Origin of the sequence: Agromyces sp. NPDC058064 (assembly GCF_042885275.1) — a bacterium.
In the GTDB taxonomy this organism is placed as follows: Bacteria; Actinomycetota; Actinomycetes; order Actinomycetales; family Microbacteriaceae; genus Agromyces.
Genome location: NZ_JBHVSE010000005.1, coordinates 295,481 through 305,953 on the forward strand (window position 1 = coordinate 295,481; position 10,473 = coordinate 305,953).

The 10,473-nt window shown below is 71.5% G+C and carries 10 protein-coding genes; 8 read left to right on the forward strand and 2 right to left on the reverse strand.

All coding sequences use genetic code 11. The features are described from left to right. Window positions 1–105 precede the first annotated feature (105 nt). From argC to ACFVSL_RS16960, 7 genes are read left to right on the forward strand one after another with little or no spacing between them, the layout of a single operon-like run. A complete protein-coding gene (gene argC, locus ACFVSL_RS16930; protein WP_386942142.1) occupies window positions 106–1,149 on the forward strand; it encodes an N-acetyl-gamma-glutamyl-phosphate reductase in 1,044 nt (347 codons plus the stop codon). Further along, window positions 1,146–2,303, forward strand: a complete 1,158-nt coding sequence (argJ, locus tag ACFVSL_RS16935; protein WP_386942143.1) for a bifunctional glutamate N-acetyltransferase/amino-acid acetyltransferase ArgJ — start codon at window positions 1,146–1,148, stop codon at window positions 2,301–2,303. The genes argC and argJ overlap by 4 nt, the downstream gene beginning before the upstream one ends. A 4-nt stretch (window positions 2,304–2,307) precedes the next feature. Next, entirely contained in the window at window positions 2,308–3,237 is a 930-nt protein-coding gene (argB, locus tag ACFVSL_RS16940) for an acetylglutamate kinase (protein ID WP_386942144.1), read from the forward strand. 32 nt (window positions 3,238–3,269) lie between these two features. Further along, window positions 3,270–4,421 carry an acetylornithine transaminase gene (locus ACFVSL_RS16945; protein WP_386942159.1) on the forward strand — a complete coding sequence of 384 codons (1,152 nt, stop codon included), beginning with the start codon at window positions 3,270–3,272 and terminating at the stop codon, window positions 4,419–4,421. Between the two features lie 25 nt (window positions 4,422–4,446). Continuing rightward, window positions 4,447–5,376 (forward strand): ornithine carbamoyltransferase, encoded by a 930-nt coding sequence (gene argF, locus ACFVSL_RS16950; protein ID WP_386942145.1) that lies wholly within the window; start codon window positions 4,447–4,449, stop codon window positions 5,374–5,376. Further along, window positions 5,376–6,806, forward strand: coding sequence for an argininosuccinate lyase (argH, locus tag ACFVSL_RS16955; protein WP_386942146.1), 1,431 nt, complete (start codon window positions 5,376–5,378; stop codon window positions 6,804–6,806). The genes argF and argH overlap by 1 nt, the downstream gene beginning before the upstream one ends. Before the next feature lie 5 nt (window positions 6,807–6,811). Further along, the gene (locus ACFVSL_RS16960; protein WP_386942160.1) at window positions 6,812–7,420 is read left to right on the forward strand and encodes a DNA-3-methyladenine glycosylase; all 609 of its coding nucleotides are present in this window, start codon (window positions 6,812–6,814) and stop codon (window positions 7,418–7,420) included. A gap of 9 nt (window positions 7,421–7,429) precedes the next feature. Here ACFVSL_RS16960 and ACFVSL_RS16965 read toward each other — a convergent pair whose 3' ends face one another. Next, window positions 7,430–8,035 (reverse strand): hypothetical protein, encoded by a 606-nt coding sequence (locus ACFVSL_RS16965; protein ID WP_386942147.1) that lies wholly within the window; start codon window positions 8,033–8,035, stop codon window positions 7,430–7,432. Continuing rightward, window positions 8,032–8,652 carry a DNA-binding protein gene (locus tag ACFVSL_RS16970; protein ID WP_386942148.1) on the reverse strand — a complete coding sequence of 207 codons (621 nt, stop codon included), beginning with the start codon at window positions 8,650–8,652 and terminating at the stop codon, window positions 8,032–8,034. Before ACFVSL_RS16970 ends, ACFVSL_RS16965 begins: the two co-directional genes overlap by 4 nt. Before the next feature lie 112 nt (window positions 8,653–8,764). Here ACFVSL_RS16970 and tyrS point away from each other — a divergent pair, with 112 nt between their 5' ends. Next, window positions 8,765–10,066 carry a tyrosine--tRNA ligase gene (gene tyrS / locus ACFVSL_RS16975; RefSeq protein ID WP_386942149.1) on the forward strand — a complete coding sequence of 434 codons (1,302 nt, stop codon included), beginning with the start codon at window positions 8,765–8,767 and terminating at the stop codon, window positions 10,064–10,066. The last annotated feature ends 407 nt before the right edge of the window (window positions 10,067–10,473 follow it).

Genomic DNA, 10,473 nt, shown 5'->3' on the forward strand with positions numbered 1-10,473 from the left:
CCGTGGCGGCCGCCGAATCTCGGCGACCCCTGCGCAGGCGTAGCGGCCTGTCGCGGGGCGTCGCCGGAACATCGCCCCGACCAGACAGACCCTAAGGTGGATTCCATGACGTACTCCGTCGCCGTTTCCGGCGCGTCCGGCTATGCCGGAGGAGAGATCCTGCGGCTGCTCGCCGATCATCCCGAGTTCGAGGTGCGCACCGTGACCGCGCACTCGAACGCCGGCCAGCCGCTCGTCGCGGTGCAACCGCACCTGCGCACCTACACGCACCTCACCTTGCAGGAGACGAGCGCCGCGACGCTCGCCGGCCACGACGTCGTCTTCCTGGCGCTCCCGCACGGCGCCTCGGGGGCGGTCGCGGCCGAGCTGTCGCCCGAGACGCTGGTCATCGACTGCGGCGCCGACCACCGGCTCGAGAACGCCGCCGACTGGGACGCCTTCTACGGGGGCGACTTCCACCCCGCGTGGACGTACGGCGTGCCCGAGCTGCCGCGACTGTCGAGCACCCAGCGCGACCGGCTGGCGAAGTCGCGTCGCATCGCCGCACCCGGTTGCAACGCCTCGACCGTCGCGCTGTCGCTCGCGCCCGGCATCCGCGCCGGCGTCATCGAGGACCACGACCTCGTGTCGGTGCTCGCCGTCGGGCCGTCGGGCGCGGGCAAGAGCCTGAAGGCGCACCTGCTCGGCTCCGAGATCCTCGGGTCCGCGAACCCGTACTCGGTCGGCGGGGTCCACCGGCACATCCCCGAGATCCAGCAGGCGCTCCGCTGGGCCGGGGCGGCGAACCCGACCATCTCGTTCACCCCGGTCATCGTGCCGATGTCGCGCGGCATCCTCGCGACCTCCACGGCGCGTATCATGCCGGGCACCGACCCGAAGACCGTGCGCGCCGCCTGGGAGGACGCGTACGCGGGGGAGCGCTTCGTGCAGCTGCTGCCCGAGGGCCAGTTCCCGCGCACCGCCGACGTGCTCGGCGCGAACACCGCGCTCATGGGCCTCGCGGTCGACGAGCGGGCGGGTCGCGTCGTCGTCGTCACCGCCGTCGACAACCTCGTCAAGGGCACCGCGGGTGCCGCCATCCAGTCGGCGAACCTCGCGCTCGGGCTCACCGAGTCGACCGGCCTTCCCGTGAACGGAGTCGCCCCGTGACCGTCACCGCCCCTTCGGGATTCGAAGCCGCAGGCATCGCCGCAGGCATCAAGCGCACCGGGGCGCTCGACCTCGCCCTCATCGTGAATCGCGGACCGTCGCAGCACGCGGCCGCGGTGTTCACCTCGAACCGCGCCCAGGCGAACCCGATCATCTGGTCGCGCCAGGTCATCGCCGACGGCCGGGTCTCCGCGATCGTGCTCAACTCGGGCGGCGCGAACTGCTTCACCGGGCCCGAGGGCTTCCAGGTCACGCACCGCACGGCCGAGGCGGCCGCGTCCGCGCTCGAGGTGTCGGCCGGCGATGTCCTCGTCTGCTCGACGGGACTCATCGGCGACCAGCTCGACGGCGAGGTCCTCGAGGAGGGCGTGCTCAGCGCCGCGAATCGGCTTTCAGGCGAGGAGCAGGCCGGCGCCGACGCAGCCCGCGCGATCATGACGACCGACACCACGCCCAAGACCGTCGTCGTCGAGGGCGCGGGCTGGAAGATCGGCGGCATCGCGAAGGGGGCGGGCATGCTCGCACCCGGGCTCGCCACGATGCTCGTCGTCCTCACGACCGACGCCGAGCTCGAGGCATCCGCCCTCGACCGGGCGCTGCGGCAGGCGACCCGTGTGAGCTTCGACCGCCTCGACTCCGACGGCTGCATGTCGACCAACGACCAGGTGACCCTCCTCGCGAGCGGCGCCTCGGGCGTCACCCCCGACGAGGCGGCCTTCACCGAGGCGCTGACCGCGGCCTGTCTCGACCTCGCCGCGCAGCTGCAGGCCGATGCCGAGGGGGCGAGCCACGACATCACGATCGAGGTGCGCGGCGCCGAGACCGAGGACGACGCCGTCGAGGTCGGTCGCTCGGTCGCCCGCAACAACCTCTTCAAGGCCGCGATCTTCGGCAACGACCCCAACTGGGGCCGCGTGCTCGCCGCGATCGGCACCACGCAGGCGCCGTTCGACCCGTACCTCGTCGACGTCTCGATGAACGGGGTGCGGGTGTGCCACGCCGGCCGCCCCGATCGCCCGCGCGACGAGGTCGACCTCACGCCGCGCGCGACCCACGTGCTCATCGAGCTGCACGCGGGCGAGGCGACCGCGACCATCCTCACCAACGACCTCACGCACGACTACGTGCATGAGAACAGCGCCTACGCGAGCTGAGCGCATGAGCGAGATCGAGACGGATGCCGCGGGGAGCGGCGCAGACCTCGCCGCCCAGAAGGCGGGCGTGCTCATCGAGTCGCTGCCGTGGCTGCAGCGCTTCCACGGCGAGACGATCGTCGTCAAGTTCGGCGGCAACGCGATGGTCAGCCCCGAGCTGCAGCGCGCGTTCGCCGAGGACATGGTCTACCTGCGCTACGCCGGCATCAAGCCGGTCGTCGTGCACGGCGGCGGCCCGCAGATCTCGGCGATGCTCGAGCGGCTCGGCATCGAGAGCGAGTTCCGCGGCGGGTACCGAGTGACGACGCCCGAGGCGATGGACGTGGTGCGCATGGTGCTCACGGGCCAGGTCAATCGCGAGCTCGTCTCGCTCATCAACGGGCACGGGCCGCTCGCGGCCGGGCTCTCCGGCGAGGACGCGGGGCTGTTCACCGGCCGTCGTCGCGGGGCCGTCGTCGACGGCGTCGAGATCGACCTCGGCCTGGTGGGCGACGTCGTGGCGGTCGACCCCGAGGCGGTGCAGGCGCAGCTCGACGCCGGGCGGATCCCCGTCGTCTCGTCGATCGCGCCGGATGCCGACACACCGGGCCAGTCGCTCAACGTGAACGCCGACTCGGCGGCCGCGGCCCTCGCGGTCGCGCTCGGTGCGGCCAAGCTCGTCATCCTCACCGACGTCGCCGGGCTGTACCGCGACTGGCCGAACCGCGACTCGCTCGTCTCGGTCATCGAGGTGCCCGAGCTCCTGTCCCTGCTGCCCACGCTCGAATCGGGCATGATCCCCAAGATGCGCGCCTGTCTCGACGCCGTCGAGGGCGGCGTCGCGAAGGCGGCGATCATCGACGGCCGCGTGCCGCACTCGATCCTGCTCGAGGTCTTCACCCAGTCCGGAATCGGCACGGAGGTCGTGCCCCAGAACGCCGGAGGTGCCGAGTGAACGACTGGCAGCAGCGGTTCGACACCCGCATCATGCGCTCGATCGGCATGCCCCTCGCCAAGCTCGAGCGCGGCGAGGGCGCGCGCGTGTGGGACGACTCCGGCAAGGCCTACCTCGACTTCCTCGCCGGCATCGCGGTCAACGCGCTCGGCCACGCGCATCCGACCTTCGTGGAGGCGGTCTCCCGGCAGGCCGCAACGCTCGCCCATGTCTCCAACTACTTCACGACCGAGCCGACACTCGAGCTCGCCGAGCGGATCACCCGGCTCGCCGGGGCGGGCGACGAGGGCCGCGTGTGGTTCGGCAACTCCGGCGCCGAGGCCAACGAGGCCGCGTTCAAGCTCGCCCGCCTCAACAACTCGGGCGGCGCGCGCACGCGGGTGCTCGCGCTCGTCGACGCCTTCCACGGGCGCACGATGGGTTCGCTCGCCCTCACCGGCAAGGCGCACATGCGCGACCCGTTCCTGCCGCTGCCCGGCGGGGTCGAGCACATCCCGGCGACGATCGAGGCGCTCGAGGCCGAGATGGACGACGCGGTCGCCGCGCTCATCGTCGAGCCCATCCAGGGGGAGGCGGGCGTCGTCGAGCTGCCCGAGGGCTTCCTCGAGGCCGCGCGCGAGCTGACGCACCGCCACGGGGCGCTGCTCATCGTCGACGAGATCCAGACGGGCGCCGGGCGCACCGGCGCCTGGTTCGGGTTCCAGCACGCGGGCATCGCACCCGACGCGATCACCTTCGCGAAGGGCGTCGGAGGGGGCTTCCCGATCGGCGGCCTCGTGACCTACGGGCACGCGTCGTCGCTCTACACGAAGGGCCAGCACGGCTCGACGTTCGGCGGCAACCCGCTGGCGACCGCCGTCGCGAACGCGGTGCTCGGCGAGATCGAGTCGTCGGGACTCGTCGAGAACGCGCGGACGCGCGGTGCGCAGTTGCGCGAGCGCATCCTCGAACTCGACTCCCCGCTCGTCGCAGGGGTCCGCGGTCGCGGCCTCCTGATCGGCATCGGGCTGACCGAGCCCGTCGCGGGCCACCTCGTCGCCGCGGCGATGGACGAGGGACTCATCGTGAACGCGGCGAACGACGCCACCATCCGCATGGCGCCCCCGCTCATCATCGGCGATGCCGAGATCGACGAGTTCGTCGAGCGCTTCTCCCGGGCCCTCGACGCCGTCGCCAGCCACTGAACGCTTCCCGAACGAAACGGATCCCATGACCCGCCACTTCCTCCGCGACGACGACCTCAGCCCGGCCGAACAGGCCGAGGTCCTCGACCTCGCCGCCCGACTCAAGTCCGACCGGTTCGCCGAGCGTCCGCTCGAGGGCCCGCAGACCGTCGCCGTCATCTTCGACAAGACCTCCACTCGCACGCGCGTGTCCTTCTCTGTCGGCATCGCCGACCTCGGCGGAGTGCCGCTCGTGATCGCCTCGAACGAGAGCCAGCTCGGCGGCAAGGAGTCGGTCTCCGACACGGCCCGCGTGCTCGAGCGCATGGTCGCCGCGGTCGTCTGGCGCACCTATGCCCAGTCGGGCCTGGAGGAGATGGCGGCCGGCACCGCGGTGCCCGTCGTGAACGCCCTCTCCGACGACTTCCACCCCTGCCAGATCCTCGCCGACCTGCAGACCGTGCGCGAGCAGAAGGGCGAGCTCGCGGGGCTCACGATGTCGTACTTCGGCGACGGTGCGAACAACATGGCGCACTCCTACCTGCTCGGCGGCGCGACCGCCGGCATGCACGTGCGCATCGCCGCCCCGGCCGGCTACGCGCCCCGGGCCGACATCGTCGCGGACGCCGAGCGCATCGCCGCGTCCACGGGCGGGTCCGTGCTCGTGACGACCGACCCGGGCGCCGCCGCATCGGGTGCCGACGTGATCGTCACCGACACCTGGGTGTCGATGGGGCAGGAGGCCGAGAAGGCCCAGCGCCTCGCGACCTTCGGCGAGTACCGGGTGACCGGGGCGCTCATGGCGGAGGCCGCCGACTCGGCGATCTTCCTGCACTGCCTGCCCGCCTATCGCGGCGTCGAGGTCGACGCGGAGGTCATCGACGGCCCGCAGTCGGTCGTGTGGGACGAGGCGGAGAACCGCCTGCACGCGCAGAAGGCGCTGCTCACCTGGCTCTTGAACCGGAAGGACGCATGATGGCCGAGCACGGCACCAACGAGGGCTCGCTCTGGGGCGCCCGCTTCGCGAGCGGCCCGTCGCCCGAACTCGCCCGCCTCTCGAAGTCGACGCACTTCGACTGGCAGCTCGCGGGCTACGACCTCGCCGGGTCACGGGCGCACGCCCGGGCGCTCGCCGCGGCCGGCTACCTCGGCGACGACGAGCTCGCGACGATGCTCGCGGGGCTCGACACGCTCGAGGCCCGCGTGCTGTCCGGCGAGATCGTCGCGGCCGAGAGCGACGAGGACGTGCACGGCGCGCTCGAGGCGGCGCTCATCGGCATCGTGGGGTCCGAGCTCGGCGGCAAGCTGCGCGCCGGACGCAGCCGCAACGACCAGATCGCGACGCTCGTCCGGCTGTACCTGAAGGACCACACCGCCGTCATCGGGCAGCAGCTCGTGCACCTCATCGACGCGCTCGCCGCACAGGCCGAAGCGCACCGCGAGGCGATCATGCCGGGCCGCACGCACCTGCAGCACGCGCAGCCGGTGCTGCTCGCGCACCACCTGCTCGCCCACGCGTGGGCGCTCAGCCGCGACCTCGAACGCCTCGTCGACTGGACGAAGCGCGCCGACGTCTCGCCGTACGGCGGGGGAGCGCTCGCGGGCTCGACGCTCGGCCTCGACGCCGCCGCCGTCGCACGCGACCTCGGGCTCGCCTCGCCCGCCGAGAACTCGATCGACGGCACGGCGAGCCGCGACGTCGTCGCCGAGTTCGCCTTCGTCACCACCATGATCGGCATCAACCTGTCGCGCATCTCCGAGGAGATCATCCTCTGGAACACCCGCGAGTTCGGCTTCGTCACGCTCGACGACGGCTACTCGACGGGGTCGTCGATCATGCCGCAGAAGAAGAACCCCGACATCGCCGAGCTCGCGCGCGGCAAGTCGGGCCGCCTCATCGGCAACCTCACCGGGCTCCTCGCCACGCTGAAGGCCCTCCCGCTCGCGTACAACCGCGACCTCCAGGAGGACAAGGAGCCCGTCTTCGACTCGGTCGAGACGCTCGAGGTGCTCCTGCCGGCGTTCACGGGCATGGTGGCGACGCTCACCTTCCACACCGACCGGATGGCGGAGCTCGCGCCCGCCGGATTCTCGCTCGCGACCGACGTCGCCGAGTGGCTCGTGAAGCGGCACGTGCCGTTCCGGGACGCCCACGAGATCACCGGCGCACTCGTGCGCTACGCCGAGGAGCACTCGCTCGAGCTCGACGCCGTCGACGACGCCGCGCTCGCCGCGATCTCGCCGCACCTCACGCCCGAGGTGCGCGAGGTGCTGACGATCGAGGGCTCGGTGGCGAGCCGCGACGGCATCGGGGGCACCGCACCGGTGCGGGTCGACGAGCAGTTCGCACGCCTGGCCGATCGGGTGCGGCACCTCGTCGCGGGGCTTCCCGAGGGGGCGGCCTGACGGCACTGGCGACGCCCGAGCGCGCGTTCTTCGAGCAGGATCCGGTGCGGCTCGCACCGCTTCTGCTCGGTGCCGTGCTCTCCTACACCGCGCCCGACGGGGAGGTCGCGATCCGGCTCTCCGAGCTCGAGGCCTACCGGGGCGTCGGCGAGGATCCCGGCTCCCACGCCTTCCGCGGGCGCACGCCGCGGACGGAGGTCATGTTCGGCGAACCGGGACATCTCTACGCGTACTTCAGCTACGGCATGCACGTCTGCCTGAACATCGTGTCGAGGCCGAGCGGTCGCGCCTCGGCGGTGCTGATCCGCGGGGCGACGGTCGTGCGTGGCCTCGAGCTCGCGCGGCATCGTCGACCGGGCGTCGCCGACCGCGATCTCGCGCGCGGGCCGGGCCGGCTCTCGCGCGCACTCGGGGTGCCGCTCAAGGCCGATGGCGGCGACCTGCTCGCGGCGCCGTTCTCGCTGCAGGTCCTCGAGGCGCCGCTCCATCACGCGGCGGGCCCGCGCACGGGCGTGAGCGGCGACGGCGGGGGCGCGGACTACCCGTGGCGGTTCTGGCTGCCGGGCGACGAGGGCGTCTCGCCCTACCGGCGCCACAAGCTCGCCGCCGAGTAGTCGTCGGCCTCAGCGGATCGCGAGGTGGACGACGAGTGCCGCGGCGCACGCCCAGATGAGGCTCGCGAAGGTGCCGATGATGAATCGCTCGCGCGCCTCGGGCGCTTCGAGCTCGGTGAACCGGCCGACGCCCTTGATCGCGACCACGATCGCGAGGGCCTCGGGGAATCCCGCGATGATCGCGCCGGCCGAGGCGACGCGCTCGAGCACGCCGATCGTGAGTCCGCCGCGCAGCACCTCCCGGCGTCGTTCGACGGCGTGCACGCCCGATGCGGCGTCGGGGTCGACCCGCCGGTCGGTCACGATGATGCCGCCGTGCAGGCCGGGCGCGACAGCGCCGCCCATCGCGAGGTCGAGCGCGGTGCCCGCCGCGGCGCTGCCGCCGAACACGGCGATCCCGAGGCCGAGCACGACGACGAGCGGCGCGATGCCGATCGGCGGGAGGGTCGGGGCGGAGGCGGCGGCGAGCAGCGCGATGCCGAGCGTGCCCGTCGCGAACCAGACGTAGCCGCGACGGGGCTTCACCGACGCGAGGATCGACAGCACTGTCGCGGCGACGAGGGCGAGCAGGAGCGCCGACCAGATGATCGCGTCGGCGATGACGAAGAGGTTCATGGGTGGCGGGCTCCCGTCGAGGCATCCAGATTCTCAAGCAGCCTAGCGAGCGCGGGCACCGCGTCGAGCTCGGCGCGGATGTTCGCCGACTTCATGCGCGAGCTGATCGCCGGGGCGCTCACCCCGAGCTCGTCGGCGATGTCGGACTGCAGCGCGCCCGCGACGATGCGGTCGTAGACCTCCCACCCCTGACCGGAGCGGCGCTCGCGGAGGATGAGGGCCAGCTTGAACAGCGCCTCGAGGTGCGCGGCATCGCCGTCGAGGTCCGAGCCGGGCGCCTCGACGGCCAGCCGGGGGCTGCTCTTCTTGGCGCGTTCGACGGCATCGCGCGCGGCGAAGAACGCCTCGCCGCTCGCCTCCCTGATGTCGTCGGGGAGCGGCTCGCGCACCGGGCCGCAGCCGATGCCGACGCTCCACTCACCCTGGCGGGTGAGCTCGAGGACGACGTCGACGGCCGTGCGCGCGTCGTCGGTGAGGAGTTGGATCTCGTCACCCGCGTTGCGAGCGACGGGCAGCCTGAGCCGATCGCCGTGCGCGTCCTGGATGCGGTCGCGCTCGGCGCCGGCGAGATCGGCGCGCGTGCGGCTGGAGACCTGGTCCGCGGTGATGACGATCACGACCCCTCCTTCACCTTGCAGGCTTCATCTTGATGAAGATAAGCATACAGCATTAAACGACTGATGGTTAGGGATGGAATGCTCATCGCCCGCCCGCTGATAATCTGACGTGGTGTCAGACCCAGTGATCCTCTCCACCCAGCAGAACGACGCCTCATTCGACGACGTCTGGGAGGAGCTCGTCTGGCGCGGCCTCGTGCACGTGTCGACCGACCAGGCCGCGCTCAAAGAGCTCCTCGCGGGCGAGCCGATCACGTATTACTGCGGCTTCGACCCGACCGCGCCGAGCCTGCACCTGGGCAACCTCGTGCAGCTGCTCACCATGCGCCGGCTGCAGCTCGCGGGGCACAAGCCCCTGGGGCTCGTCGGCGGCTCGACGGGGCTCATCGGCGACCCGCGCCCGACGGCTGAGCGCACGCTGAACACGAAGGAGACCGTCTCCGAGTGGGTCGGCTACCTGCAGGGGCAGGTCACGCGCTTCCTCTCGCAGGATGGCGACAACGCCGTGCGGCTCGTCAACAACCTCGACTGGACGGCCGGCCTCAGCGCGATCGACTTCCTCCGCGAGATCGGCAAGCACTACCGTGTCGGCACGATGCTGAAGAAGGACGCGGTCGCCTCGCGCCTGAACTCCGACTCCGGCATCAGCTACACCGAGTTCAGCTACCAGATCCTGCAGGGCTTCGACTACCTCGAGCTCTTCCGCCAGTACGGCTGCGTGCTGCAGACGGGCGGCAGCGACCAGTGGGGCAACCTCACGAGCGGCACCGACCTGATCCACCGCGTCGAGGGGGCGAGCGTGCACGCGATCGGCACGCCGCTCATCACGAACAGCGACGGCACGAAGTTCGGCAAGAGCGAGGGCAACGCGGTCTGGCTCGACGCCGCCATGTGCAGCCCGTACCGCTTCTACCAGTTCTGGCTCAACACCGACGACGCCGACGTGGTCACGCGCCTCAAGGTCTTCACCTTCCTCGGCCGCGAGCGCATCGAGGAGCTCGAGGCGCTCGTCGCGAGCGAGCCCTTCCGTCGCGAGGCCCAGCGGGTCCTCGCGACCGAGGTCACCACGATGGTGCACGGCGCGGATGCCACGGCGGCGGTCATCGCCGCATCGCAGGCGCTCTTCGGGCAGGGCGAGATCACCGAGCTCGACGCCGACGTCTTCGAGTCGGCGCTGCGCGAGCTGCCGAACACGACGACCTCGCCCGACGCCCCGATCGCGCAGCTCCTCGCCGACACGAAGCTCGTCTCCAGCCTGAGCGAGGGCCGCCGAGCGATCGCCCAGGGCGGCGTGTCGATCAACAACCGCCGAGTCGACGACCAGGCCGCGACGCTCGACGCCTTCGTCGAGCGGGGCGGCATGGCCGTGCTCCGTCGTGGCAAGAAGACGCTCGCCGGCGTCTTCGTCGAATAGCAGCCGGCTTCGCCGAGTCTCACGGGCCCCGGTTCGATCACCTCATGATCGAACCGGGGCCCTTCGCGTTGCACAGTCGGGGGCGGAACTGGCCGAGGAGCTGAGCGGGCCGGTCCCGGGGGAGTGCAGGTGGGTGACCACGGCGTCGCGCGGGATCCGGAGGCTTGGTCGATGACTTCCGCCATCTGATCAGGGCTTCATCCGCAGGGCCGGCTGTCGAAGCAGGCCGCGACACGCCCGGGTTGCATGGTGGATTTGTGGGGTGGGGTGTGGGTGACGTAGATTTTCTTTTGTCGCCGCGGCGGCCGGGAAGCGCGAGAGTGAGGCCCGGGTCGAGCGGTGGTGGTTCTAGCCAAATAACCTCGAAGGCGCAGGATTGCGACTCGGTGATTTCAAGTCTAGGATGA

Coding starts and splice junctions, on each gene's coding strand:
- argC (WP_386942142.1), top strand. CDS start 106: ATGACGTACTCCGTCGCCGTTTCCGGCGCGTCCGGCTATGCCGGAGGA.
- argF (WP_386942145.1), top strand. CDS start 4,447: ATGACCCGCCACTTCCTCCGCGACGACGACCTCAGCCCGGCCGAACAG.
- argB (WP_386942144.1), top strand. CDS start 2,308: ATGAGCGAGATCGAGACGGATGCCGCGGGGAGCGGCGCAGACCTCGCC.
- ACFVSL_RS16965 (WP_386942147.1), bottom strand. CDS start 8,035: ATGAACCTCTTCGTCATCGCCGACGCGATCATCTGGTCGGCGCTCCTG.
- ACFVSL_RS16945 (WP_386942159.1), top strand. CDS start 3,270: ATGCGCTCGATCGGCATGCCCCTCGCCAAGCTCGAGCGCGGCGAGGGC.
- argH (WP_386942146.1), top strand. CDS start 5,376: ATGGCCGAGCACGGCACCAACGAGGGCTCGCTCTGGGGCGCCCGCTTC.